This window comes from Tepidisphaeraceae bacterium (assembly GCA_035998445.1).
Classification (GTDB): domain Bacteria; phylum Planctomycetota; class Phycisphaerae; order Tepidisphaerales; family Tepidisphaeraceae; genus DASYHQ01.
In genome coordinates, this window is record DASYHQ010000017.1 from 62,058 (window position 1) to 87,269 (window position 25,212).

The 25,212-nt window shown below is 65.5% G+C and carries 20 protein-coding genes; 15 read left to right on the plus strand and 5 right to left on the minus strand.

Annotated elements, in window-relative coordinates:
- The first annotated feature begins 132 nt into the window (after positions 1-132).
- From VGN72_05735 to VGN72_05800, 14 genes are all read left to right on the plus strand, one after another.
- Positions 133-2,016, plus strand: coding sequence for an ATP-binding protein (locus VGN72_05735; GenBank protein HEV7298848.1), 1,884 nt, complete (start codon positions 133-135; stop codon positions 2,014-2,016).
- Positions 2,010-2,351 (plus strand): STAS domain-containing protein, encoded by a 342-nt coding sequence (locus tag VGN72_05740; protein ID HEV7298849.1) that lies wholly within the window; start codon positions 2,010-2,012, stop codon positions 2,349-2,351. The genes VGN72_05735 and VGN72_05740 overlap by 7 nt, the downstream gene beginning before the upstream one ends.
- Before the next feature lie 13 nt (positions 2,352-2,364).
- Positions 2,365-4,107 (plus strand): ATPase, T2SS/T4P/T4SS family, encoded by a 1,743-nt coding sequence (locus VGN72_05745; GenBank protein ID HEV7298850.1) that lies wholly within the window; start codon positions 2,365-2,367, stop codon positions 4,105-4,107.
- Positions 4,108-4,132: 25 nt separating this feature from the next.
- Positions 4,133-5,365, plus strand: a complete 1,233-nt coding sequence (locus tag VGN72_05750; GenBank protein HEV7298851.1) for a type II secretion system F family protein — start codon at positions 4,133-4,135, stop codon at positions 5,363-5,365.
- On the plus strand, positions 5,362-6,396 hold the full coding sequence (locus VGN72_05755) for a hypothetical protein (GenBank protein ID HEV7298852.1): 1,035 nt from the start codon (positions 5,362-5,364) through the stop codon (positions 6,394-6,396). The genes VGN72_05750 and VGN72_05755 overlap by 4 nt, the downstream gene beginning before the upstream one ends.
- Positions 6,393-6,968: a PilN domain-containing protein gene (locus VGN72_05760; protein ID HEV7298853.1), complete on the plus strand. Its 576-nt coding sequence runs from the start codon at positions 6,393-6,395 to the stop codon at positions 6,966-6,968. Before VGN72_05755 ends, VGN72_05760 begins: the two co-directional genes overlap by 4 nt.
- 5 nt (positions 6,969-6,973) lie before the next feature.
- On the plus strand, positions 6,974-7,570 hold the full coding sequence (pilO, locus tag VGN72_05765) for a type 4a pilus biogenesis protein PilO (protein ID HEV7298854.1): 597 nt from the start codon (positions 6,974-6,976) through the stop codon (positions 7,568-7,570).
- On the plus strand, positions 7,567-8,067 hold the full coding sequence (locus VGN72_05770) for a hypothetical protein (GenBank protein ID HEV7298855.1): 501 nt from the start codon (positions 7,567-7,569) through the stop codon (positions 8,065-8,067). Before pilO ends, VGN72_05770 begins: the two co-directional genes overlap by 4 nt.
- Before the next feature lie 79 nt (positions 8,068-8,146).
- Positions 8,147-8,608, plus strand: a complete 462-nt coding sequence (locus VGN72_05775; protein ID HEV7298856.1) for a prepilin-type N-terminal cleavage/methylation domain-containing protein — start codon at positions 8,147-8,149, stop codon at positions 8,606-8,608.
- A gap of 104 nt (positions 8,609-8,712) precedes the next feature.
- On the plus strand, positions 8,713-9,174 hold the full coding sequence (locus VGN72_05780; GenBank protein ID HEV7298857.1) for a prepilin-type N-terminal cleavage/methylation domain-containing protein: 462 nt from the start codon (positions 8,713-8,715) through the stop codon (positions 9,172-9,174).
- A complete protein-coding gene (locus VGN72_05785; GenBank protein ID HEV7298858.1) occupies positions 9,171-10,232 on the plus strand; it encodes a type II secretion system protein in 1,062 nt (353 codons plus the stop codon). The genes VGN72_05780 and VGN72_05785 overlap by 4 nt, the downstream gene beginning before the upstream one ends.
- Positions 10,229-10,747: a prepilin-type N-terminal cleavage/methylation domain-containing protein gene (locus VGN72_05790; protein HEV7298859.1), complete on the plus strand. Its 519-nt coding sequence runs from the start codon at positions 10,229-10,231 to the stop codon at positions 10,745-10,747. Before VGN72_05785 ends, VGN72_05790 begins: the two co-directional genes overlap by 4 nt.
- Positions 10,744-12,012, plus strand: a complete 1,269-nt coding sequence (locus VGN72_05795; GenBank protein ID HEV7298860.1) for a hypothetical protein — start codon at positions 10,744-10,746, stop codon at positions 12,010-12,012. Before VGN72_05790 ends, VGN72_05795 begins: the two co-directional genes overlap by 4 nt.
- A 68-nt stretch (positions 12,013-12,080) precedes the next feature.
- Positions 12,081-12,467 (plus strand): response regulator, encoded by a 387-nt coding sequence (locus VGN72_05800; protein HEV7298861.1) that lies wholly within the window; start codon positions 12,081-12,083, stop codon positions 12,465-12,467.
- A 303-nt stretch (positions 12,468-12,770) separates the two neighbouring features.
- On the opposite strand, the gene urtE is transcribed toward VGN72_05800, so the two are convergent.
- From urtE to urtA, 4 genes are all read right to left on the minus strand, one after another.
- Positions 12,771-13,466, minus strand: a complete 696-nt coding sequence (urtE, locus tag VGN72_05805) for an urea ABC transporter ATP-binding subunit UrtE (GenBank protein HEV7298862.1) — start codon at positions 13,464-13,466, stop codon at positions 12,771-12,773.
- 654 nt (positions 13,467-14,120) lie between these two features.
- Positions 14,121-15,023, minus strand: coding sequence for an ATP-binding cassette domain-containing protein (locus VGN72_05810; protein HEV7298863.1), 903 nt, complete (start codon positions 15,021-15,023; stop codon positions 14,121-14,123).
- On the minus strand, positions 15,020-17,977 hold the full coding sequence (gene urtC, locus VGN72_05815) for an urea ABC transporter permease subunit UrtC (protein HEV7298864.1): 2,958 nt from the start codon (positions 17,975-17,977) through the stop codon (positions 15,020-15,022). Before urtC ends, VGN72_05810 begins: the two co-directional genes overlap by 4 nt.
- A 200-nt stretch (positions 17,978-18,177) precedes the next feature.
- The gene (gene urtA, locus VGN72_05820; protein HEV7298865.1) at positions 18,178-19,452 is read right to left on the minus strand and encodes an urea ABC transporter substrate-binding protein; all 1,275 of its coding nucleotides are present in this window, start codon (positions 19,450-19,452) and stop codon (positions 18,178-18,180) included.
- A 1,371-nt stretch (positions 19,453-20,823) separates the two neighbouring features.
- On the opposite strand from urtA, the gene VGN72_05825 reads away from it, so the two are divergent.
- Positions 20,824-22,008: a Gfo/Idh/MocA family oxidoreductase gene (locus VGN72_05825; protein ID HEV7298866.1), complete on the plus strand. Its 1,185-nt coding sequence runs from the start codon at positions 20,824-20,826 to the stop codon at positions 22,006-22,008.
- 185 nt (positions 22,009-22,193) lie between these two features.
- Here VGN72_05825 and VGN72_05830 read toward each other — a convergent pair whose 3' ends face one another.
- Complete coding sequence (locus VGN72_05830; protein ID HEV7298867.1) at positions 22,194-25,085, minus strand: carbohydrate-binding protein; 2,892 nt, start codon at positions 25,083-25,085, stop codon at positions 22,194-22,196.
- Positions 25,086-25,212: the final 127 nt, after the last annotated feature.

A 25,212-nucleotide genomic window follows, 5' to 3' on the forward strand; every position in this document is an offset into this window, starting at 1 on the left:
CGACTCACAGCTTCGACAGTCGGGCAACAGTCCTTAATTTCCCACGGAGTCCGGTTGGCTAGCCGTTGCTTATCAGGAATATAGAGCCAGTCCGGGATAAACCGTACAACCCGATCGTCCGATGCACAGGATGTGTCTGACCAACTTCGTAGAAAATCAGACCGTCTCGCCACCGCCGCGCCATCCAACGCCTCGGAAGTGGTGACGACCGATAACCCGAAGGTGCCGCGGCGCACGCTCGGCCACACCGCCGGGCGTCTCGTTACGGCCGCCTACGTCATGCTGATCATGGCCGGCCTCTGGACGGCATGCGTTTGGACGGTTCGCCAGTCGGTGGCACAGGCGTCGGCCGAGGCCCTTAACGCGCACGCCAGCCTGCGGGTCAACACCGTGCGCGATCACCTGCAGCGCAACGACCTCACCGCTGCCCGCCGGCTCGTCAGCGATGCGGTGGCGGACCTGGGCCTGCTGGGCAGTCGACTCGTCCTACCGACCGGCGAGGTGGTCGCCGACCACACGCCAGCGTTGATCAGCGTTCGTTCCCTGCCGCCCGAGTGGCTTGAGGCCGGCCTCGACTTCACGAATGCACCCGTACCCGGTCAAACCGTCGTCCCCTTCGAACTGCCCGGCCGTGGCTGGTTGCGGCTGGAGTTGATCGCCGATCCCGCGCGGCAGCAGGCCAACCTGCTTCCACTGCACGCGACGTTCGCGTTGGGCACCGTCGTGCTGCTGGCGGGCATCACGTTCGTCGCCCGCCGTTCCAGCAAGCGGATGCGCGGCGCAGAAGAGATCCACCAAGCCCTGATCGCCCTGGACCGCGGCGAGACCGACCTGGCGATCCTGCAGATCTCCGAATCCATCGGCTCCGAGGTTCGCGCCTGGAACACGTTGCTGCAAACGCGCGAGGACGAGGGCCGCGCCGCGCTCGTTACGCGAACCGGGACGGCGGCGGCGGCGCTGGGTGGCCGGTCCAGTGGGCAGTTGTTCGCCGCCTGCGACGCGCTGCCGAACGGGCTGGTCGTGGTGGACGCGCAGCAGAACGTGCGCTTCAGCAACGGCGCCGCCGTCATGATGCTGCGCCTCGGCGACGGTGACCTCGTCGGCAAGCCGTTCGCCGACCTGATCGCCGACGCCAGCGTCGCCACGGCCGTCCATGAGGCGGTCGCCGGTGGCCGGAAGCGGTCGAAGCTGGAGTTCGAGCGTGCCGAGGACGGCAACACGAGCTGGTTCCGCGTGAACGTGCGCCCGCTGCGCCGCGACGACGGTGGCGGCGCCGTGGTCACCGTGGAGGACGTCACGCAGGCTCGCACCGCCGAGCAGGCGCGCGACACGTTCATCGCCCAGGCCACGCACGAGCTGCGCACCCCGCTGACCAACATCTGCCTGTACGTCGAGGCCGCGATCGACGCCGGCGACGACGCCGTCACCCGCTCGGCCAGCCTGAACGTCATCAACGAGGAAAGCCGCCGCCTCGAGCGCATCGTCGGCGACATGCTGTCGGTCTCCGAGATCCAGGCCGGATCGTTCAAGGTGGAGATGCGCGACGTGCGCCTCGACGCGCTGTTCGACAAGATCCATCGCGACTTCGAGGCGCAGGCCGTCGACAAGCGCATCAAGTTAACCTTCCACCTGCCGCCGAAGTTCCCCGTGGCGCGCGGCGACCGCGACAAGATCGAGATCGCGATCCAGAACCTCGTCGGCAACGCGATCAAGTACACGCCCGCCGGTGGCCGGGTCGACGTGAGCGTCGAATCGACCGAACAGCTGCTCAGCATCGCCGTGAAGGACACCGGCTTCGGCATCTCGCCCGACGCGCTGCCCAGGCTCTTCAGTCGCTTCTTCCGCGCCGACGACCCGCGCGTGCGCGAGGTCACCGGGACCGGGCTCGGGTTGGCGCTGGCGCGCGACGTGGTCCGGCTGCACGGGGGCGACATCACCGTCGATTCGCAGCTCAACAAGGGCTCCACGTTCACCATGACGCTGCCGCTCGGCATCGAGGTGCACCAGCCATGCTGACCATCGCCGAGATCCAGAGCGGCGCGATCCGCGTCTTCAAGCCCAACGGCGCGCTGTGCGCGCCCGACGTCGCGCCGTTCCGCCAGCGCATGCTGGATGCGGTCGACCGTCACCTGGGCCGCTTCGTGATCGACATGAACGGCGTGCCGTTCATCGACAGCCAGGGATTGGAAGCGTTGGTCGACACCACGCAGGCCCTGTCGCGCCTCGGCCAGGCCCTGCGCCTCAGCGGCGCGACGAAGACCGTGCGCGAGGTGATGGAGGTCACCGGCCTGGCCGACCAGTTCGAACATTACGACGACACGAACGCCGCCGTACGCAGCTTCCTGTCGTAGACCGAAACGCGTCATGATCCCGCAGCCGAAGAAACCTCGCATCGGTGAACTGCTGGTACGCGAAGGCGTGCTGACCGAAGAGCAGCTTGCGCGCACGCTGGCCGAGCAGAAGGCCAGCGGCCAGAAGCTCGGGCAGATGCTGGTGGACCAGGGCGCGATCACCCCCGGTGCGCTCGTGCAGCTGCTGGCGCGCAGCCTCGGCGTGCCCGGCGTGCAGCTGCGGCACGGCCTGATGGACCCCGCCGTCTTCGACCTGCTGGGCGCCGAGGAGGCCGAGCGGTTGCTGGCCGTGCCCATGTTCAAGGTTCACTCGACGCTCACGGTCGCGATGACCGAGCCGCAATCGCTGCCGAAGCTAGACCGCCTGCGGCAGCTCACGCAGTGCAGGATCCGGCCCGTGCTGGCGCTGGAGCCGAACCTCTTCGAGTTCATCCGCAAGTACGCCGCCGGCGAGACGTCGGTCAGCGCGTTCCTGTCGGGCCTCACCGAGTCCGACGTCGCCGTGGTCGAACGCGAAAGCGTGGACGACGGCCCCGCGACCGACCTCGATCGCATGGTCGCCGGCTCGCCGGTGGTGAACCTGGTGAACATCGCCCTGCTGACGGCCGTGCGCGACAAGGCGAGCGACATCCACATCGAACCGGACAAGAAGGGCACGCGCATCCGCTACCGCATCGACGGCGTGCTGCGCGACCTGATGAAGCCCCCCGCCGGCATGCACTCGGCCGTGGTGTCGCGCGTAAAGGTGATCGCGAAGATGGACATCGCCGAGAAGCGCCTGCCGCAGGAGGGTCGAGTCCACATCGTCGCCGAGGGGCGCGAGATCGATCTGCGCGTCAGCAGCATGCCGACGCTGCTCGGCGAGAAGCTCGTGCTGCGCATCCTGGACAAGTCGAACTTGCGCGTGAAGCTGAGCGACCTCGGCTTTCGCCCCGAAGCGCTCACCTCGTTCCGCCGCATGCTCGACCAGCCGCACGGCCTGGTGCTGGTGACGGGCCCCACCGGCAGCGGCAAGACGACCACGCTCTACTCGGCGCTCGACCTGCTGCGCAGCCCCGAGGTCAACATCATCACGATCGAGGACCCGGTGGAGTACCAGCTGGACCTCGTCAACCAGACGCACGTGAACGAGGCGGTCGGCCTCACCTTCGCCCGCGCGCTGCGCAGCATCCTGCGGCAGGACCCCGACGTCATCATGGTCGGCGAGATCCGCGACCAGGACACCGCCCGCGTGGCGGTGCAGGCGGCGCTCACCGGTCACCTGGTGCTGGCGACGCTGCACACGAACGACGCGCCCGGCGCCGTGGCGCGCCTGCTCGACATGGGCATCGAACCCTACCTGCTCAGCAGCGCGATCAACGGCGTGGTGGCGCAGCGACTGGCACGCAACGTCTGCCCCGCCTGCGCAACGAAGTACTACCCCAGCGAGCAGGAACTGCGCGACGCCGAGCTGATGGATCAGGTGGGCCGCCCGTTCCGCAAGGGCAGCGGTTGCCCGCAGTGCCACGACAGCGGCTTCCGTGGCCGCTGCGGCATTTACGAGGTGATGGAGGTGACGCCAGAGCTGCGCCGCATGGTGCACCGCGCCGCGGCATCGCACGACATTCGCGAACAGTTTCGCAAGCTGGGCGGCCGCACGTTGCGCGACGAGGGCGTCGCGATCGCGCTCGAGGGCACCAGCAGCCTGGACGAGGTGCTGCGCGTCACGCATTGCGACGACGCGGACACGAGCGACGAGGTGCCCGCGGCCGCGTAGGTCGTGGTGACTCATTGGGAACGATATGGCATTTCAGTACAAAGCCATCGACATGAACGGCCGGCAGGTCAGCGACGTGCTGCGCAATGCCGCCAGCGCCGCCGACGCCACCGAGGAGCTGCGCCGCCGCGGTTTGTTCGTCGTCGAGATCAGCGAAGCGTCCGATGCCCCCCCCGAGGCCGGCACCGGCCGCTGGACCGACCGCTTCACCGCCGGCCGCCGGCTGACGCGCGTGGCGGCGTTCCTCAGGCAGATGTCGGTCCTGCTCGCATCGGGCACGCCGCTCGTGCAGACGCTGGGCGCGCTGGAGCGCCAGGCGCCGGACGCCACGTTCCAAGAGGTCATCCGCCAGTTGCGCGAAAGCGTTGAAGAAGGCGAACCGCTCGCGATGGCCATGCAGAGCCACCCCAACTACTTCGACCCCGTCTGCCGCGGCCTGATCGCCGCCGGTGAGAGTGGCGGCAACTTCCACCTCATCCTCGATCGCCTGGCCAACATGGTGCGCCAACAGTGTCAGACGCGCGCAGCGGTCCGCAGCGCGATGGTCTACCCGTCGCTGTTGCTGGCGGTCTCGCTCGGCGTGGTCGTGCTGATGATCGGCTTCGTGCTGCCGCGATTCGAGGGCATGTTCGACACGATGGGCGCCGAGATGCCGCTGCCCACGAAGGTGCTGCTGAGCATCAGCGCCTGGATGACCACGCACTGGTGGATCGTGCTGCTATCGCTCGGCGGCTTCGTGGTCGCCAGCTGGAAGTGGCTGGAGAGCGCCCCCGGCCGGCGCATGTTGCACACGTTCGTGGTGCGCGCACCGATCATCGGGCCGACGGTGCGGGCGTTCTGCGTCGCGCGCATCGCCCGCGTGCTGGGCATGCTGCTGACGAGCCGCGTGCCGTTGAACGAGTCGCTGCAGCTCACGCGCGACGTCGCCGGCAACCGCCACTTCGCCAGCGCCATCACCGCGGCCGAAGAATCGATCACGCGTGGCGGCTCGCTCGGCCTCGCGCTGGGCGCGTCGGGCCTATTCGCACCGTCCGTCTGCGAGGCGATCAACAGCGGCGAGCAGGCCGGCAAGCTCGGCGAGCTGCTGACAATGGTGGCCGACTATCTGGATGAGGAGAACAGCGCGATCCTGAAGTCGGCCACCGCGATGATCGAGCCGGTGATCCTGATCGTGGTCGGCCTGTTCGTCGGCATCGTCGTGCTGAGCATGTTCCTCCCCCTGTTCGACATCGCCGCTTCGGCCGGGGGGGAACCATGAGGATCTTCAAGCCGTTATCGACGACGCGCATCGGGATCGACATCGGCCATCACTCGATAAAGGCGGCGGCGATGCGTCGCGATGGTGCTCGCATCGTTCTGACCCACGCCGCCACCCTAACGTTGCGCACGCCGGGCACGTTCGATACGGTGGAAGCGCAGCGTCTGGCCGACCTGCTGCGCCGTCGGGACTTCAAGCCTGGGCCGGTCGCGGTGGTGGCGCCGGCGCGGGCACTGATGTGCGCGGTGCTGGAACTGCCACCGGAGAACGGCGCAGCCCCGATTGCGCAGATCGCGCGGATGGAAGCGGCGCGCATTCACAAGCAGACGCCGGATGCGTTCGAGCAGATGCATTGGCGGCTGCCGGTGCCGGCGCGGTCGAACCGGGCGGCGCCGGCGTTGTCGGCCGTGGTGCCTCACGCGGCCACCCGATCGGTCGTCGGCCCCCTGACCGCGGCGGGCTTCGATGTCGCCGCCGTCGACGGCTGGATCTTCGCTGCCGCGCGCGCCTGCCAGCCCTTGCTGGGTGTCGCGCCCGCGATGACGGCAATCCTGGACATGGGCGCCAGTGCGGCGCGAATTTTGCTGACGATTGGCGAGACCATCGCCTCGATCCGCGAAGTGCCCGAGGCCGGGATCGACCAGCTGCTGCGCTCGATTGCCGAAGACGTGACTGGCGACCCGTTCGTGGCCGCCGAGCTGCTGAAGCGATACACGGTCGAGCCCACCGCGGCGCCGGAACTGGAACAGTCGCTGAGCGCGTACGTGGCCTCGATCGAGGCCGAGGTGACGGCGTCGTTCGAGTATGCGGCCCAACAGTATCCCGATAGCCCGACGGCGAAGCTGATCCTGATGGGTGCCGGCGCGGCGCTGCCGCAACTGGCCGAGCGGCTGGGTGCTGCGTTCGATCGACCCGTGGTTGCGGTGACCGGTGAAGCGCTGGCCGATGCGGCGCCGATCACCATCGATGCGCCCTTCTCGGCCGCGTACACGCTGGCCCTCGGCGCGGCCCAGCACCCGGAGGCGGCATGACCTCCGCTGGCCAACACAACTTCCTGCCCCCCGCCGACCGCGCGGCCCGCCGGTCGAGGAGGATCGTGCGGCCGATCGTCACGATCGGCTCGGTCTACCTCGCACTGCTCGCCGCGGCCGCAGTGGGCATTTCGTTGATCGGCACGACGTCGACTGCATCGGCGGTTCAGGCGATCACCGTGCAGGCCGACCTCGACCGAACGACAGCATCGCTACACAACGTGCGACTGCAACTGACCGCGATGGAGCGCGAGCTGGCCGCGGTGCGGCGCGTGACCGCGCAGCCGGACATCAGCCTGCTGCTGCCGATCGTCGCGCAACAGGTGTGCGTGGACGGCACGCTGCGGGACCTCCGCGTCGAACCGGCCGGCGAAGGCAAGGGCCGGGAACTGATCGTCAGCCTGCGCGGGTTCACGCGGTCGTACGCCAGCGCGTCCGCCCTGGCATTGCGACTGGAACGGGTGAACCTCTTCAAGTCGGTGCAACTTCAACGAACCGATCTGCAACTCGTGGGGGCCGAGGAGTCGGTCTCGTTCGATATCCGCTGCACACTGGAAGGGGGCGGGCTGTGATCTCGATGATGCAGATGCTAGCGGCGCGCGGGCCGATGATTGCGGCCGGCGTGGCGGTTTGCCTGATCGCCACGGCTGCGGTTTGCGCGTTCGTCGTCCGGCCCGCCATAACGCGCGGCACGGAGGCATCGGCCCAGGCCGCGGAGGTCGCCGATCGGATGGATGCGCTGCGCGACGCCGCACGGCAGCTTCAACAGGCGCGCGAACGCCTCGCGCAGGCCACCGCCAAGGTGGCGGCCGAGCGGCGGCTGCTGGCAGCGCCGGCGCAGTTGAACGAGAAGGTCACGCATATCGTGCAGATGGCCGAGCACTACAAGCTGCTCGTCACAGCCATGCGTCCCGAGCAATCCGTGCGCAGCGGCGACCACACGGTGCAACCGCTGACGTTGACGGCTTCGGCCACCTACGCCGACCTGCGCGCGTTCGCCGCGGAACTGCGGCGCGTTCACCCGGACGTGGTGATCGAGTCGCTCGTGCTGTCGCAGACCGGCGCGGCCCTGCGCCCAATGAACCTTCAGGCCCGACTGCTCTGGCACGGGCAGCCGCGCGTCGGGGGCACGGCAACCCCATCGGCGGCGCCGCTCGCGGGGGTGGCACCATGAAGCTGAACGCAAAGACCGGGGCGTACGCGTCGATCTTGACCGTCGGGGCCGTATGGCTCGCCGTCGACCTGCTTTCGTCGCCCGCCGAGGCGGACGCGTCGTCGGATCCAGCGAACGATGCAACGGCGACCGCCCTCGTGCTGCCGTCGCGTCCGCCAGCAGGTTCGCCCGGCGCAACGCTGCGCGACCGGCTTGAGGAAGCGTTTGCTAACACCGTTCGAGACGCCGACCTCGACCCGTTTCACCTGCCCGCGATACAGCAGCAGGCGCCCGTCGATCCTGCGGCTGCCGATCATGTCGATTCGCCGTATCGGTGGCAGCTGACGGCGATCGTGCGCCTCGGGGCAGATCAGGGAATCGTGTTGGTCGATGGGCATCGCGTCCGGGTCGGCCAGTCGTTTCGCGGTTATCGGCTGCAAGGGCTGGACGGCAAGCGCGCCGTGTTCATCAACGACAGCGATGGAGTCAGCATTTCCTTAAAACTTCGTTCAGATTGATCGCTTGGCGCTAAACAAGGGGAGTCCCTTGTCCGATGGAATGGTTAGGAACAAGTAGTCCAAAAGGAAAAGGAAACGTATGCAGTACAACACGTCTAACCGGGGTCGAGGTGGGTTCAGCTTGCTGGAACTGGTGGTGGTGATCGTGATCATCGGCATCATCTCGGCGATCGCGATCCCCAGGATGAGCAAGGGCGCCAAGGGCGCCAGCGAGAACGCCTCGAAGGCGAACGTCGCGGTGCTGGAGAGCGCGATCGAGCTGTACACCGCCGAGCACGGTGGCACGCGCCCAACCGCGGCGGCCATTGCCGACCAACTGACCAAGTGCTCGAACGACGCGGGCACCGTGAAATCCGGCACCGCCGCCGATGTGGTGACGCCCGATGCCACCTACGCCTGGGGCCCCTACCTGAAGGTGCTGCCGCCAGCGACGTACGGCGCGTTCAAGGGCAAGTCCGAGATCGCCACGTCCGCCACCAAGGATGCGGACACCGGCTGGATCTACGACGAGGCGACCGGCCGCGTCACGATGAACGAGTAAACGTACGGTCCGCGTCATCAACCTTGCGGCCGCGCGGACCTGACCGTCCCGCGGCCGCTTTCCGTTCGGCCCGCCATGGGCCGACAAGCACGGCAGTTCCCGTCATGCACTTCCCCACGCGTAAACGTCAGCACCGCGGGATGAGCCTGATCGAGCTGGCGATGGTCGCCGCCATCACCAGCATCATCGCGGCGATCGCGCTGCCCGCGTTCGCGCAGCCCACGGCGCGGCAGCGGGTGGCGCTCAGCGCGCAGCGCGTCGCCAGCGACCTGCGCTACGCCGCCGCTGTATCGCGGGCAACCGGAACGGCACGAACGGTAACGGTGGATGCCACGAACCGCACGATCGACGTCACCCCCTCCATCGGCAACGCGCCGCCGGCTCGTCTTGGCGACTGGCCGTTCCAATTGACGTCCGTAAACGCCAGCTTCGGCGGTGGCGCCACGTCGATCTCGTTCGACATCTGGGGCCAACCGCTGGCCGGCGGCACCGTGACGCTGCGCGTCGGCAGCAACGTGCGCGTAGTGTCGATCGACGGCGCAACGGGCGAGGTAGCGGTGCAATGACGCTCGCCCGCCGCGGCATGTCGATGATGGAGACGATGGCGGCGGTCGCCGTCGCGGGCATCCTCTTCGCATCGCTGGGCTCGTCGGTCGTCTGGGTCAGCAAGGCCCTGCCCAGCGCCACCGATCCCGTCGTCGCCGGCGCGGTTGCCCGAGATGCGCTCCAACAGTTCACGACCGACCTGCGCTACGCGATGCGCGTCACCGAACGGGACGCGCGGGCCATCACGTTCGCCGTGCCCGATCGCAACGGTGACGGCGCCGAAGAGACCATCCGCTACAGCTGCGAGGCCACCGCCGGCTCGCCACTGCTTCGCGCTTACAACGGTGGAGCGCCGGTGACGATCGTGCCACGCGTGCGCAGCTGGAACATCGCCTACCGCGACCGCGCGATCGCCGTGCCGCGCGAGCCGCTGGAGTCGGCCGAGCAGAGCTTCCTCTCGCCAGGCCTGGGGTTGCTCAGTTACGCCCATGCGGTCAACGACCACGATTGGCACGGCCAGTACTTCCGCCCATACGTGCCGTTGACGGCGACCGACTATCGCATCACCCGCGTGCGATTCCGGGCGCGCAGCAGAGGTGGCAACTCCGGTCAGTTCCTCGTGCGGGTGATGCGCAGCGCTCCGACCGGCGTGCCCACGGGCACGGTGCTCGCTGAGACGCTCGTGCTCGAACAGTCGCTGTCCACCTCGTTCGAGTGGGTCAACGTCACCTTCACCGACCCGATCTGGTTGCCCGCGAGCGAGCAGGCCTCCATCGTCGTGACGCACGTCAGCGACACCGATGCCTGCGAGGTGCAGGCCTCTTCGATCACGCTCAGCCTGGCGAATACCGCGTTTTTATCCACCGGCAACGCCGCCGCTTCTTGGTCGGTTCAGCCGCTACGCTCCATGTCGCTGTACGCGTGGGGCACATATCGAACGCCGCAGTCGCCATCAACGGCCCACTCGCTGTTGAGCCTCACCGTCACGCTAACGCCCGAGGTGGGCACCGGCAGCGCCGGTGGCGCCACGATCGCGGCGGTGGATATGGTGAACCGCCCAGAGGTGCCCGCGCCATGAGCAACCGCCATCGCACATCTGGCAGGCCGCGCGGCGTGGCGCTCATCGAGGTGCTGATCGCCAGCACCATCACCGCCGTCCTCTTCGTCGCCGCCGTCTCGTCCGCAGCGGCCGCGCGGGTCACGCGACAGAAGGCGTTCGACGCGACCAACGGCCACATGCTGGGCGCGGCGCTCATGGCCGAGTTGAACGAGCGTGCCTACTGCGAACCCGGGACCGTGGACAACGCCACCACCTCGCGCGGCCGCGACTTCGGTGAACTTCCCGGCCGGCGCGATCTGTTCGACGACGTCGACGATTACCACGACTACCAGAGCCCTTCCCCCACCCTGCTCGACGGCACCGTGCTCGCCGGCCCGCAGTGGTCGTGGTCGGTGCATATCGATCGCCTTTCAAACCTGAACGGCACCGCAAGCCCCTCCGAGACGGGCCTCAGACGGGTGCGCGTCACCGTGATGAAGGGAACGCGCATCGTCGCGCGCATCGATCAGCTGCGCTCGAGGGCGGCAGGATGATGAGAAGCCGGCCCAACGAATCGATCGGCAGCGTCTACATCGTCACCGTGCTGATGTGCGCGCTGGTGGCCACCATCGCCGCTGCGGCGCTGTCGGTGTCGCGGCGCCAGTCGCAGCACGCGGCCATCATCAACGATGGCGCAATCGCCGAGTCGCTGTTGACCTCCGGCATCGCGGCGGCGCTGCACTGGCCGGCGAGCGATGTGGACTGGCGGCGCAACTACCCGAACTACATCGTCAACGGCTTCTCCTCGCGCAGCTGGGACGTCTGGCACGCGCTGCCGGAAGGCCAGATCAACGTTACCGCCACGCTGGCCGATGGTCTTTCCGGCACGGGCCGGGGGTTGGATAGCGACCCGTTCAACCTGGCGATTCGCACCCAGCGCGGTCGCGCCCAGCACAGCGCCACCGTCACGGTAGACACGCAGATCAAACCGTACGCGGTGCTCGGCTACGGCCTGTACGCCGCAGGCACGCTCGAGGTGAAGTCGGGCGACGCGATCACCGCCAACGGGGTCAGCGTCCGCTGCCAATCGAACAGCCGCATCGACGGCACGATCCACGGCGACCTGCAGACGCTCACGCGCACCGGCAGTGGCAACGTGCACGGCGCCTTGTCGCTCAGCACCACGGCGCTGCCGCTGCCCGACACGGCGGCCATCAATCGGCTCATCGCGCAGGCGACCGTCCTGCCCGCCGGCAGCAACATCGACAAACACCTGATCGCACCATCGGTAAACACCTTCAGCGCCAGCGTCGATCCGAACGGCCTCTACTACCTCAACGGCTACGGCAGCGACGTCACCGTCAAGGACAGTCGTATCCTCGGAACGTTGATCATCAACGTCGGTCCGAGCAAGAAGGTCACGATCGATACGAACGTGTTGATGGAACCGTACCGCGCCGGGCTGCCGGCGCTGATCGTCATTGGGAACTGCGAGCTAAAGCTTCGGTCGCGAACGGAGTCGCTCAGCGAGGCCTCGATCAAGGTGAACTTCAATCCGCCGGGCGCGCCGTTCAACGGGGTGACGAACGGTGATCAGCTGGACACGTTCCCGCTCCGCATCGATGGCCTCGTTGCTGTGTTCGGCGAGTTGAAGGTGACTGAGACCCCGCTCGTCCGCGGACCAGTCATCTGCGCTGGCAACGTGTTGATCGATGGGCCACTAGAACTGCGAGCCGCGCCCGACCCCGCGGCGCCGGCGCCGTTCTACAACGTTATCGGACACACCCTGCGCGCCGGCACCTGGCGGCGGGCACCGTAGAATTCCTTGCCCCAGCCGGCGAAACGGCCGATACACATCTAGACCGACGACGTATTTAGGGGACCCCCATGTCCAACCGCCATTTCCTGCTCGTGGACGACGAAGCCTACCTGACCACGTTGGTCGCGCAGGCCCTCAAGAAGCGTGGCGACACGGTGGAGGTCGCACGCGACGGCAACCTAGCGATCGCCGCGGTGCGGCAGCGCCGGCCAGACCTGATCATCACCGATTACCAGATGCCAAACTGCGACGGCCTGACGATGGCCACCCGCCTGCGGCAGTCGCCGGAGACGATGCACATCCCGCTGATCATGCTCAGCGGTCGCGGCCACCGCATCACGCCCGCGGAGCAGGCGCAGACGAACATCCAACGCATCCTCGAGAAGCCGTTCAGCATGCGCGAGCTGATGACCGTGCTAGATGAAGTGCTCGCCACCCACGCCGCGGCGGCGTAGGACTTTGACAGAACATGCTTGCGTCTGCTCCACACGTAGCATGGGCGTCCCGCCCATGACGGTGGCCGAAGCGGAATGCATTGTTATTGCCGACAGACTTGCCGATGCCCGCGGCAACTAATCGAGTTCTTCGTCCTGCTAACGGTCATGGGCGGGACGCCCATGCTACGTGAAGGGCGAGCCGAGGACGTTGCTCCCCCTCGCTGTCGGGTGCCACGGGGTGGCTTGCCCGCCGGTGGTACCCATACATCCGGCACCCCTACGTCGGCATCCATATTTCGTGGGCTCCGTAGATCGTGGCGATCACACGCTCAGGTGCCGCGCGATCACGTCCGACTCCAGTTCGCTGGTCTTGCCCTGTGCCACCACGCTGCCGCGGTTCATGATGTAGAACATCTGGCCGAACTCGCGGACGAAGTCGAGGTACTGTTCGACGAGCACGACGGTCATGTCCCGCTCGGTCACCAGCTTGCGCAGCACGTGGCCGATCTGCTGGATCACGTTGGGCTGAATGCCCTCGGTCGGCTCATCCAACAGCAGCACCTTCGGGTCGCCCGCCAGCGCACGGCCGATGGCCAGTTGCTGTTGTTGGCCACCGGACAGGTCGCCGCCGTTGCGGTTGGCGAACTGTTTGAGGATGGGGAAGAGCTCGAAGATGTCGTCCGGCACGGCCCGTTTGCCGTCGCTGCGGGCCTGCAGGCCGACGCGCAAATTCTCCATCACAGTGAGCTTCGGGAAGATCTGCCTGCCCTGTGGCACCAGCGCCAGGCCCGCCTTGGCACGCTTGTTGGCCGGCAGCGGCGTCACGTCACGATCGCCGAGCGCGATCGCCCCGCTGCTGCTGGTGGCGATGCCCATGATGCTGCGCAGCAGCGTCGTCTTGCCGACGCCGTTGCGCCCCATCACGCAGGTGATCTGGCCTGGCCGCATGACCATGTTGATGTCGTGCAACGCCTGAACGGCGCCGTAGTGGAAGTTGAGGTTTTTGAGTTGAAGCATGGTGTAGTGCGTTATACGACCGACCCGTTCGTCATCCTGAGTGCCACGCCCGCTCGAACCGTGGCATGGGCGTCTCGCCCATGCGTGTGGACTGGAACAGAGAATACGATTTCTAAACTGGCCGCGCCGATCATGCGGCTGAAACAAATTTTGTCTTCCGGCCTCACACAAGCATGGGCGAGACGCCCATGCCACGGTCGGAGCGCACGTGCCGGGGTCTGATACCGTTGCGATTCGGCAAGGCGATTGTCATCCCGAGGAGAGCGGTAGCGACCCGAGGGATCTCCCTAGGCTGGCGTCGTCAGACGTTTGAGATCCCTCAGGTCGGCAAGCCTCCCTTCGGGATGACACGCGTTGCAGGGCATCCTGGATTCTCTGCTCACCTGCACACCTGAATCGCAGAGATCATTCGGAGTACCTCAGAGGGTGTTAAAGAACAGCGCCGCGTCCGGTCCGACCGTGGCATGGGCGTCTCGCCCATGCGTGTGGTGGGACCTGAAGACAGCATTGGTTGCAGCGGCTTGGTCGGCGCAGCGGCCAACGAACGAAGCTTCTCCTTGCAGTCCACATGCATGGGCGAGACGCCCATGCCACGGCAAGGCAGCCGCGACCGTGTTCTTTAACACCCTCTCAGGATGACGTAAGAACTCCAACCTATCTCCCCAAATACGCCTCGATCACATCCTCATTATTCGACACCTCATCCAGCGAACCCTCCGCCAGCACCCTGCCGTTGTCCAGGACGGTCACGCGCGAGTTCAGCCGGCGGACGAAGTCCATGTCGTGCTCGATGCAGATGATCGTGTGGCTGCCCTTTAGCTCCAGCAGCAACTCGGCCGTCAGTTCGGTCTCCTGATCGGTCAAACCCGCGGCGGGTTCGTCGACGAGCAAGAGCTTGGGCTCGGCGATGATCAGTTTGCTGATGGCCAGCCATTGGCGCTGGCCGTGGCTTAGGCTGCGCGATGGCGTATGCAGGTGGTCGGCCAGGCGCACGCGCTTCAGGATGGCGTGGATCTTATCGGCGTTGTCGCTCGTGGGGCGGCCACCCATGTTCAGCAGCATGGTGCTGAGCCGGATCGCCGCAATGGCGGCCACGCCGTTGGCACGGCTGCGGCGGTTGGCGAACCAGTCGGGCGTGCCGACCCGGCGCGTGGGGTTCGGCAGCGCCAGCAGCATGTTCTCCCAGACCGTCAGCGAATCGAACACGTTGGGAATCTGAAACTTCCGCCCGATGCCGCGCTGGGCCCGCTGCGTGTCGCTGAGCGCCGAGATGTCCTCCCCGGCGAAGTAGACCTTGCCGGTGGCGGGCTTGGTCAGGCCGCTGATGACGTCGCACATGGTCGTTTTACCGGCGCCGTTGGGGCCGACGACGACGCGCAGCTCGTTATGGCCGACGCCAAGGTCGGTGATGTCCAGCGCCTTGAAGCCGTCGAAGACGGCCGTCACGTCCTGCAGGAACAGAGCGTATCGGCTGGACCACAACTGGCTGTTGCGCGGGCCTTCAATGCGATAGTGATGCTGGTGCGGGTCGTTTGCCAGCACGTTTGCGTCGGTCATGCCGACCTCCCATCTGCGATCTTTGGTTCGGCCGCAAGCGGCAGGGGCAGCGGGTCGGTCGCGCGGCCGCGGCGCTCGCTCAAGAAGCCGCTGATGACCTTCGGAATGCTCATGATGCCCCCCGGCAGCAGCAGCGGCACCAGGATGAAGAGCCCGCCGAGCACGAAGTACCAATACTGCGGCGCGACGCTGGTCATGTATTCGTAAACGAGGCTGACGAAGATCGCGCCGATCACCGCACCCCACAGCGACCCGCGCCCGCCCACCGCCACCCAGGCGACCACCTGAATGGATGCGATGGCGGCGATCATGTGCGGGTTGATGATGCCCTTCTGCGGCACGTACAGCATGCCCCCCACCGCCGCGAACATCGCCGCCAGCGTGAAGGCGGCCGCCTTGTAGGCCCAGGTTTGGTAGCCGACGAACCGCAGGCGCGTCTCGTCATCGCGAATGGCCACCAGCACGCGGCCGAAGCCGGAGTTGACCAGCCACTTGGCGAGCATCAGCACGATTATCAGCGTGACGAACGACACGATGTACAGCCAGAACCGCGTCTGCATGAACTTGCCCGCGGCGGCGTCGGCCTGAATGGGGAAGCCGAGAATGTGGGTGAAGTTGGTCAGCCCGTTGGTGCCGCCGAGTTTCAGGTCGTTCTTCTGGAAGATGAGCCAGAACGCGACGGTGATCGCCTGAGTGAGGATGGAGAAGTACACGCCGCGCACCCGGCTGCGGAACGTGCTGAGGCCAATCAACAGTGCCAGCGATCCCGGCAGCACGAGCCCCAGCACGAGCGTGAGCGGGAACGATTCGAACATCGAGAGGAACCACGGCGCCTTGCGGCCACTGACGTCGGACATGACGTAAGACAGCGCCATGGGAATGCCATCGGGCGCCTTCGGGCCGTAGTTGATGAGATACAACCCCATGCAGTATCCGCCGAGCGCGAAGAAGAGGAACTGCATGAGACTGAGGATGCCGATGTAGCCCCAGATAAGGTCCAAGCCGATCGCGCAGATCGCAAACGCCAGCACGTAGCCGAGCTTGTTGACGTACTCGAGGCTCATCAATCCTGTGCCGTACAGGAACGGCACGAGCACCAGCCCGAGGAACACCAGCGCCCCGCCGAGCATGTAGTCGCCCTTGCGGGTGGTGCTGGTAAGGAACGGCATCGACGTGCGATCGGCCTGATCGGCGGCGCGGCCCTTATCGGGAAACAAACCCGCCGGCCGGCGCTGCATGAAGAAGATGACCGCCACCAGCGCCGCGACCTGCGCCCAGGTGGCATCGAAGATGCGAAGGGGTTGTTCGATGAGGACGATCGGTTCGAGCAACTTTTCGGTGAAGCCCAGACCTAAGCCGGAGAAGATCACCCCCGCCAGCTTCCCGACGCCGCCGACCACGACGGTGAGGAACGACTTCACGACGAAGGTCTGCCCGATCTCCGGCGACGGATTGCTGGTGAGCACGATTCCGTAACCGGCCAAACCCGCGAGCCCCGCGCCGAAGGCGAAGGTGACCATGTCGACGAGGCGCGTGTTGACGCCCAAGGCCTGCGCCATCTCGCGGTTTTGGACCGTGGCGCGGATCATCAGACCGAGGCGCGTGTAGCGGAAAACTGCGACGACGCTGAGCAGGCAAAATACGGTTAGAGCGATCAGGAATAGGCGATTGTACGCGAAATTTACGTCCTGCATGACCTCCAGGCTGCGCCCCGCCCAGGTGGGCTTGCGCATGCCGAGATTATCGCTGAATTGGTTGCGAACGGCCTGAATTAGGACATAACTGACGCCAATCGTCGCTAATAGCGAATCGAGCGGCCGCTTGTACAGCCAGCGGACGATCGACACCTCGATCAACAGCCCCACGGTCGCAGCGGTCAGGAACGAGACCGGGAACGCGATCACGTAGTACCAGTTGAACCATTCCGGTGGCAGCACCTGCCCGACGATGAGGAACTCGTGGCACGCCCACGTGGAGACCGCCCCGATCATCAACATCTCGCCGTGGGCCATGTTGATGACGCCCATCAGCCCGAACGTGATCGCAAGCCCAAGCGCCAGCAGCACATAAATCGACCCGGCGCTCAGGCCGAAGAAGATGTTTTTGATCCAGTTGGTGACCGAGAGGTGCCACTCGATCTTCTCGATGGCCGTCCGGTAGACCGCAGCGTCGGCAGGGGCGAGGTTGGGTTGGTTGGACTGGTCCTTCAGTAGATCCAACGCGCGGATGCTTTCCAGTTCCCCCAGCGCCGCAACGGCGGCTAGCTTCTGCTCGGAAGTGACCGCGGGATCAGTACTTGCGGCGACAATCAAATTGACGCTTTCACTGGCGGTGTGACGGACCTTGGCATCCGGATCAGACTCGGCGATCTGCCGAAGTTCGGGCAGCGCGTCGGCCTGACGGCGGTTGCCAAGTTCCCTTGCGGCCACGCGGCGCACCGCGGCGTCGTCCACCTTTAACCCAAGCACCCGCAACGCATTAAGCACCTGCGTCCGCACCGGCCGCGGTGGAGCGAAGTCCTTCACGTCCGCCTTCGGCACGGTCGCCAGTGGCACGCCGAGCGGCGCGCCGGCCTCGTCGGTCTCGGTGAACAGGTCATAGACATCGGCGACCTGCCCCTGACTCGGCTCATCCCTAAACCCTGGCAGATAAACGAATTGCCCATCCCACTGGTACAGCGTGCGATCCTGAATGCGCTGGAAGACCCGCAACACCCGCGCGTCCCGCATCGCCTCCAGTTCCTTCAGCGCGGCTAAGCCGCTCTCACGTTCGCTAAGCGCGGGAAGACGCGCCCGGATCTGATCTTCGACCGACACATCTCCTGCAGCGGCCACCGGTTGCGTCGCCGGCGCGCCCTGCGCGAGCGAGGGTCGGGCCGTCGCGCCGCTAATGAGCGCGATTGTGACTGCTATTATTGTGCTCCACCGCCGGGGATCGAAAGAGTCCAGCCGCACCCGTTCCTCCATTCTGCCCACGGGCGTTCGAGCCCATCGCTCCTCAATGGCACAGACAGGGTTGTCTGCGCCTCCCCCTTGCTCCCGGCGCCTCATCCCTCCAGACGAGATACCGCGCCCCACGCCTCAGGCAAGGCCGGCCCACGGCGACAAACCGTGGGCCGACCGAAACTTCCGATCGCGATCAACAGCGTCGCGACTTACTTCTTCGGGCCGCCCGAGGGCTCCATCGCGGCCAGTTGTTCGGGTGTGTGCAGCAGCTTGCTGTAGCTGTCGGGCTCGACCAGGCCGTCGCTGTTCCAGACGATCTTGAACTGACCGTCGGCCTGAATCTCACCGATGTACACCGGCTTGTAGGTGTGCTGGTTCGACTCGTGCATTTTCTTCTTGCCACCCGGCGCATCGAACTCCATGCCGTACACGGCTTTGCGCACCGCGTCGACGTCGAACGAGCCGGCCTTCTCGGCGGCGGCGGCCCAGACCTTCACGCCGTAGTACGCGGCTTCGATCGGATCATCCGTCACGCGGCTGTCGCCACCGGGCAGGTTGTTCCGCTTGCAGAAGTCCTTGAACGCCTGCACGAACTTCTTGTTCTCGGGCGTGTCGATGCTCTGGAAGTAGTTCCAGGCGGCCAAGTGGCCCACCAGCTTGCTCGTATCCATCGCGCGCAGCTCGTCCTCGGCGACCGAGAAGGCGATGATCGGGCAGTCGTCGGCCGTCAGGCCCTGGTTGGCAAACTCGGTGTAGAACGGCACGTTCGAGTCGCCGTTGATCGTCGACAGCACGACCGCGCCCCCACCGGCGCTGAACTCCTTAATTTTGCTGACGATCGTCTGGTAATCCTGATGATGGAAGGCGGTGTACTCTTCCATGATGTTCGACTCGGGCACGCCGCTCTTGATCAGGAACGCCTTCAGCACCTTGTTGGCGGTGCGGGGGAAGACGTAGTCGGTGCCCAGCAGGTAGAACTTCTTGGCGCCCAGTTCCTTGATCGCGTAGTCGGCCGCCGGCACGAGCTGCTGATTGGGGCTGGCGGCGGTGTAGAAGACGTTCAGCGACTGTTCCTCACCCTCGTACTGCACGGGGTAGAACAGCAGCGCGTTGTACTCCTCGAACGTCGGCAGGCAGCTCTTGCGGCTGACCGAGGTCCAGCAGCCAAACGTGGCGGCGACCTTGTGCTGCGTGATCAGTTCCTTGGCCTTCTCGTTGAACAGCGGCCAATCGCTGGCAGGGTCGACGACCACCGGCTCGATCTGCTTCCCGAGCACGCCGCCCTTGGCGTTGATCTCCTCGGCGGCCATCAGCACCACGTCCTTCAGCGACGTCTCGCTGATCGCCATCGTGCCGCTCAGCGAGTGCAGCACGCCGATCTTCACCGTCTCCTGCGCCATCGCGCTCGAGGCGAACGCGATACCGCACGTGGCGACCGCCAGCGCGAGGCTGCGCGTGGCCTTGGTCAGCAAACTCTTCATCATGAAAGATTCCTCCCGTCAAAGCGGTGACACCGGCAGCTCGACCCGCGCGGGCCGTAGCGCCGAGCACTCCTTGATGCGTAAAAGTTGGACAAACGACGAAAACGAATCGACTTCCCACAAACCGTCTGCACAAAACCGGACCAGCGGGGACACCAAGAGCTGGGACGAACGCCCGGTTCGACAACCCCGGCTCTACCCTCCCGCCGAGTGGGTCATAACAAAGCCAGTGCCATTGCATCGACGGGAGCGAATGTCTTGGGAAAGGCTCGTTTCGACATCAGGAATGGGGGTCAGACGCCTTAGGAGAGAGATCGACCGTTCAGAATCGCGCGCAGAAAGTAGGCGTTTGAAGTGGAACGACGCGCCGTTGCGCACGCTGTTGAAGCAGGTCCGCCACGCGGGGGTTGACCGATGACGCGTTGGTCAAGGGTCCCTCATAGACACCTATATAGATGTAAACGCGCGCTCTTCGTTGATCAGGGACGTGTCATCCCGATGGGAGGCATGCCGACCTGACCATCTCCCAAAGCCGAGAACCCTCTGTTGATTGAAATCCCTCAGGTCGTCTGAGACTCCCATCGGGATGACGAGTGCGCGCGATGCAACAGGGTTATGTCCGCCAGCCCTAAGGACCTCTTCGTCTCACGTAGCACGGGCGGCCCGCCCGTGGAGCCGCGGTACTCCGCGGTGCCGGACGGTACTCCGTCTGAGCTAAGAGCGCAAGCGATCTGTACTTCCGACTCGTCAGTCAGTCCCTTCGCTGGCGCGATTGCTGATTCGGATGGAGTACCATCCGATGCGTCGGGGTACCGACGCCATGGGCGAGCCGCCCATGCTACGGGAAGATCGAGCCCGCCTCCGCTCCGACCGTGGCAGGGGCGTCTCGCCCAATGCTCGTCGTAAGGCCGAGCGATGCTATCAACGGGTCACCGCTTGACCGGCGCGGCAAGCCAAGTATCAATTTCCTAATTCCAATCCACATGCATGGGGCGAGACGCGGTTCTGTTGAAAACACTCATTGTTGAACGCCAAGACGCCAAGAACGCCAAGGTAGGAAAGAAGAGATAAGCGGATTCTCTTGCCGTCTCTTCGCTTGGCGTCCTCGGCGTCTTGGCGTTCAATGTTCTTTTCAACGGAGCCGCAAGACGCCCATGCCACGGTAAAGGCGAGCGCGAGCGCGTGCTTCAACGCACTCAGACGGTCAGCCGGAGAACTGGACCGCCATGGCCTTTTCGGAACCCTCCGAATCATCCTCTGAGCTCGCCCAGATTCTCTCCGTCTGAAGTTCAACTTAGCACCCCCCTCCCCCTCAGACTCGATTTTCACACCCTAATCGGCGACAATCCCGCGACACCTTACATACAGGACTCTATGAACGACGTACGTATCGGCATCATCGGTTTCGGCAACATGGGACAGGCGCACGCGGGCTATATGGCCACGGTGAAGGGCGCCAAGATCGGCGCGATCGGCGACGTGGACGACGCCAAGCGCAAGTCGGCGGCCGAGAAATACGGCGTGCCGACGTTCGCCCACCATCGCGAACTGCTCGCCTCGGGCACGTGTGACGCGGTCATCGTCGCCACGCCCCACTACGACCACGTGCCGGTCGCTCGCGACGCGTTCGAGCACAAGCTGCACGTGATGATCGAGAAGCCCGTCGCCGTCTCGGTGACGGCCGCCCGCGAGATCAACGAGGCCGCCGCCCGCCACCCTAATCTGCGGTTCGGCATCATGTACAACCAGCGCACCAACCCCCTGTACCGCAAGATGCGCGACCTGATCGCCGAGGGCGAGCTGGGCGAGGTGACGCGCGTCACCTGGATCGTCACCAACTGGTTCCGCACCTGGACCTACTACGGTTCCGGCGGCTGGCGCGCCACCTGGGCCGGGGAAGGTGGCGGCGTGCTGATCAACCAGTGCCCCCACAACCTCGACTTGCTCCAGTGGATCACCGGCCTGATGCCCAACCGCGTGACGGCCGTCGGCTTCGTCGGCAAGACCCACCCGATCGAGGTCGAGGACGAGATGAGCGCCATCCTGGAATACCCCAACGGCGCCATCGGGCACTTCGTCACCTCCACCGGCGAGGCCCCCGGCACCAACCGCCTGGAGATCTGCGGCGACCGTGGCAAGATGATCTCCGAGGACGGGAAGCTGACCTTCTTCCGCACCCGCGCCAGCGTCTCCGAGACCAACAAGACCTCGTCCAACGGGTTCACCAGCCCCGAGACGTGGAAGTTCGACATCCCCATCCACCACAACAGCGAGATGGAGCACAAGATCGTCACCCAGCGGTTCGTCGACGTCATCCGCCAGGGCCGGCCCAACAGCGATTTGTTCGCCGAGGGCACCGAAGGCGTGCGCGGGCTGGAGATCGGCAACGCGATGATGATGAGCGGCCTGAATCGCCAGCCGATCACCCTGCCGATGGACGGCGCCGCCTACGACGCCTTCCTGATCGAGAACGCCACCAAGTACGGCGGCCGCAAGACCCTCACCGCCCGCCCCGCCGCAGGCGCCGCGGTCGACATGAACGCCAGCTTCGGACGGTAGTACCTGCCTTCGAGCAGAGGCAACGCCAAACGCAAAAACGCCACGGCTTGGATCACCCAAGCCGTGGCGTTCTCGTTTAACAACCGCACCGTGAATCGCGCGTCACCCCTGCCCGTTGCCAAGTTTAGCCGCTGGCACGCCCGCGGCTAACCCGGATCGACGCGATCTGAGGACGACCGGATCGTTCATCCGACGATGACAGAGTCCAAGTTGACACCCGCGTCGGTCGTGCTGGTCAGGCGGAGCAGGTTGCTGCCGGCCTTGAGGTCCAGCGTGAGCGTGACCACGTTCCAGTTATTCCACGAGCCGGTGCTGGGCATCGCGACGTTGGTGTACGCGACGACGTTGTTCACCGACACGCTCAACGGCCGGCTGGCCGTGTCACCATTGGCGTAGCGCAGTTGTACGGTCGTGGGCCCGGCGAACTCGCCCTCGATCTGCATCTGGACGTACGCTCCGGTGCCACCGAAATCGGCGTAGCCGGCGCCGGTGTAGCCGGGGTGCTTCGTATCGACGGCGACGTCGTTGCGGGTGGCGTTCTCGGCCTGGTAGGTGGTAACGCCCGTAACCAGGAGCGAGTCGAGGTTGGGGCCACCGGCGTCGAGCGCCCGCAGTACCACCGAGTCGTAGCCGAGGGTGGGCCACTGGGGTAGGTGCACGGTGACCGTCCGCCAGTTGGTCCACGAACCGGTGGATGGGAACGCGATCGTGCTGACGCGGTAGCCTTCGCTGTAGAGGTCGACCGGCCGGTCGGCGCCGCTACCGTTGGCGTACCGGAACTCAAGGGCAACCGGCCCGAGCGTGTCGCGCCTGACGAACAACTCCGCGATTGAGTCCTTTCCCCCGAAGTCAGCGTAACCAATGCCGGTGAAGCCGGCGTGTTCCTTGCCGATCGTGGTGCCGGACCGAAGCTGTTGCAGCGCCGCATCAACGGGTGGGTTGGCCGCCGGCATCTGGAGGAACCCGCTGCGGACGGTGAGCGAATCGAGGTTAGGTCCATCGAACCGGCGGACGACAAGGCGGATCGTGTTGACACCGCTGGACAGTCTGACGCCGATCTGGACGTTGCTCCATTCCGACCAAGACGGGGTGTTCGGGAAGAAGTACTCCCCAATGTTGACGCCGTTGACGATGACGTCCGTCGTTCGGTCGTCCGCACCGCCATGGGAGTAGCGGAAGTCGAGGACGTGCGGCCCATCGGTCGGGACATTTACGGTAAAGTTCACGCCCGACTCGCGATTGCCAAAGTCGGCGTACCCACTGCCAGTGTAGCCGGCGTGTTCACTTGTGACGATGGTCCCACCGAAGGGTGACGCCGATTCGGCCTCAATTCTGGCCGTGGGGACGAGGGGGGTGACCGTCATCTGGTCAACGTTGGGGCCACCGTCCCCGGTGGTGGCGACGATCCGGATGTCGTTGCCACCGGCCAGCAGGTACGAATCGGTGGTGACGGTTGCCCAGTTGTTCCAGCCACCGGTCGGCGCGAACTGAAGCGTGACGTTCCGGCCGTTGATGGAGATGTTCATCGGGCGGTTGGTCATGCCACCGTTGGCATAGCGGATGGCCAGTTGGGTCATGCCACCCGCGTTGCGGTTGACGGTGAACGCGGCGCCCGACCCACCGCCGGCAAAGTCGGCGTAGCCGGTGCCGTTGTAACCCCCATGCTGACTGGCGGCGACGGTGCCGCCGGTCAACCATGCCGACTCGGCCTGCAACGTCACCGGTGTCCCGCTGTCGTCAACCGGGTCGCCATCAAGGCGGTACAGGATCGTCCCCGGGAAGGACATGTTGTTCCGAAAGTCAACCGCGCCACCTGCGACGACGATGTGGCCCGAGGGGTCGTTAGCGATGCCAAAAGTATATGCGGTCTCGAACGGATGATAATAGAATCGCAGCGACGCGCCGTACGGTGTTCCGCTATTCTCGGGCGCGAACGTCGTGTCCGGCGACAGATCCGTAGCAAGGTAACGCGAGACATACGACGACGAGTAACCGGACGATCCCGTGACCGTCAGCCGTCCATTAGCATAGGCAATCGCTGCGCCGGTAGCCCTCCACCCCGTGCCAGTGTTGTAACTGGTCTCCACCATCCGGCTGGCCTTCAAGTCGCCAGTGGGATCGAGCAGCATAAGACCGAGGTTCGTCACACGGTCAAAAGATTCGTTGGATCGCGTGGCATCGCCCGAGAGCGCCACGTCGCCATTTGGCAGCACGACCAGATCATTCAGCGAGCCGCCCTTCCCGTCCGCAAAGAGGTAGGAGCTTTGCGTGAAGACATCCGTGGCGCGGGTGCCGTTGCTGTTCAACGCAAAGACGTTGAACCCCGAGCCGCCGCTGCCGCTGCCGACGACGATCTTGCCCGTCGGCAGTATGCCGATCGCGCGTCCGGGGAGCCCGTCGGCGGCCGTCGTGCGGTAATACCCGGTGCCTCCGGCGAACGTGGTATCGGTCGCGCCGGAAACGGTCAGCCGGCCCACGACGGTTCCGTAGTCAGGGTCGGTTTGCCTAATGGTAACGCTAGGCGTCACGCTGCCCACGAGCAGCACCTTCCCATCGGCCTGCAGCGCGATGTCGGCAACGTGATCGTTGATCGTGCCGACGTGCCACGTGCGCTTGCCGTCGTCGCTGAACGATGTGTCGAGCGTGCCGTTGGCGTTCAGTCGAACGATGGCGAAGTCGGTGCCGACGTCGAACGTCGAGGTCGTGAATCCGCCGACCACGATCTTGCCCTGTGGCGTGAGCGCGACGGCGGTCGCGTAGTCGTCGTCGCGCAAATCCACGTACGCCAAGCCGTCGCCGCTGAAGGTGGTGTCGAGCGTGCCGTTGACGTTGTAGCGCGCGACGATCATGTCGCGGTCGCCGGTGGTCGTGTTCCCGACGGCGATGATCTTGCCATCCGTCTGGACGACCGTCGCGTTGAACTGGGCGTTGGCCAGCGTCGGGGCGAACCCACCGGCCCCGAACGTCGTGTCGAGGTCGGACGCCGACAGAAGCGTGCGGGCCTCCAGTTGCTCGATGCACTTGGCAAGCCGAGCGGACGCCGAATTATTACGATGTTGATGTTTGTGAGCGCGCATGGCGTGTTTGACCTCGTTCGAACAAGCGAATGGTGGGACGCAACAAAATAACGATCGAAGCCCCTCGAGAGGACGGATCGGCCAAATGCGTGTGGTCACCCGGACACACGCGATCGACGGTCGATCC

Excerpts from the sequence above, each read along its gene's own strand:
- VGN72_05785 (HEV7298858.1), top strand. The coding sequence starts at position 9,171 with ATGACGCTCGCCCGCCGCGGCATGTCGATGATGGAGACGATGGCGGCG.
- VGN72_05740 (HEV7298849.1), top strand. The coding sequence starts at position 2,010 with ATGCTGACCATCGCCGAGATCCAGAGCGGCGCGATCCGCGTCTTCAAG.
- pilO (HEV7298854.1), top strand. The coding sequence starts at position 6,974 with ATGATGCAGATGCTAGCGGCGCGCGGGCCGATGATTGCGGCCGGCGTG.
- VGN72_05745 (HEV7298850.1), top strand. The coding sequence starts at position 2,365 with ATGATCCCGCAGCCGAAGAAACCTCGCATCGGTGAACTGCTGGTACGC.
- VGN72_05800 (HEV7298861.1), top strand. The coding sequence starts at position 12,081 with ATGTCCAACCGCCATTTCCTGCTCGTGGACGACGAAGCCTACCTGACC.
- urtA (HEV7298865.1), bottom strand. The coding sequence starts at position 19,452 with ATGATGAAGAGTTTGCTGACCAAGGCCACGCGCAGCCTCGCGCTGGCG.
- VGN72_05810 (HEV7298863.1), bottom strand. The coding sequence starts at position 15,023 with ATGACCGACGCAAACGTGCTGGCAAACGACCCGCACCAGCATCACTAT.
- VGN72_05775 (HEV7298856.1), top strand. The coding sequence starts at position 8,147 with ATGCAGTACAACACGTCTAACCGGGGTCGAGGTGGGTTCAGCTTGCTG.
- VGN72_05750 (HEV7298851.1), top strand. The coding sequence starts at position 4,133 with ATGGCATTTCAGTACAAAGCCATCGACATGAACGGCCGGCAGGTCAGC.
- VGN72_05760 (HEV7298853.1), top strand. The coding sequence starts at position 6,393 with ATGACCTCCGCTGGCCAACACAACTTCCTGCCCCCCGCCGACCGCGCG.
- VGN72_05780 (HEV7298857.1), top strand. The coding sequence starts at position 8,713 with ATGCACTTCCCCACGCGTAAACGTCAGCACCGCGGGATGAGCCTGATC.
- urtE (HEV7298862.1), bottom strand. The coding sequence starts at position 13,466 with ATGCTTCAACTCAAAAACCTCAACTTCCACTACGGCGCCGTTCAGGCG.
- VGN72_05790 (HEV7298859.1), top strand. The coding sequence starts at position 10,229 with ATGAGCAACCGCCATCGCACATCTGGCAGGCCGCGCGGCGTGGCGCTC.
- VGN72_05830 (HEV7298867.1), bottom strand. The coding sequence starts at position 25,085 with ATGCGCGCTCACAAACATCAACATCGTAATAATTCGGCGTCCGCTCGG.
- VGN72_05755 (HEV7298852.1), top strand. The coding sequence starts at position 5,362 with ATGAGGATCTTCAAGCCGTTATCGACGACGCGCATCGGGATCGACATC.
- VGN72_05825 (HEV7298866.1), top strand. The coding sequence starts at position 20,824 with ATGAACGACGTACGTATCGGCATCATCGGTTTCGGCAACATGGGACAG.
- VGN72_05770 (HEV7298855.1), top strand. The coding sequence starts at position 7,567 with ATGAAGCTGAACGCAAAGACCGGGGCGTACGCGTCGATCTTGACCGTC.
- VGN72_05795 (HEV7298860.1), top strand. The coding sequence starts at position 10,744 with ATGATGAGAAGCCGGCCCAACGAATCGATCGGCAGCGTCTACATCGTC.